The sequence below is a fragment of the Tetzosporium hominis genome (assembly GCF_002265435.1).
GTDB classification, from domain to species: domain Bacteria; phylum Bacillota; class Bacilli; order Bacillales_A; family Planococcaceae; genus Chryseomicrobium; species Chryseomicrobium hominis.
The window spans coordinates 1-241 of the sequence record NZ_NOKQ01000272.1 but is presented as its reverse complement, the minus strand read 5'-3'; the positions used below and the strand labels follow the sequence as shown (position 1 = coordinate 241).

1 protein-coding gene is annotated in these 241 nt (G+C 46.9%); it reads right to left on the bottom strand.

Annotation, left to right across the window (positions count from 1 at the left end; all coding sequences use genetic code 11):
- On the bottom strand, positions 1-241 hold a 241-nt coding region (locus CF394_RS12080), incomplete at both ends, for an SDR family oxidoreductase (protein ID WP_133079834.1).

Below are 241 nucleotides of genomic sequence, written 5' to 3'. Positions count from 1 at the left end.
AAGAACAGAGTTGACGGTCACATTTGTCCCTTTTGTCATTTCGGCCAAACCTCTTGACAAACTGATCAAAGCGGTTTTTGTCATGGAATAAGGGATCATCTGCGGAAGCGGTTTAATGCCGGCCTCGCTTGCCAAATTGAGAACCCTTCCCTTATTCCGCTTCAGCATGGCCGGCAAAAACGCGCGGCAAAGCCTAACGGCGCTTAAAACATTTACTTCAAAATATTTGAGCCACTCTTCG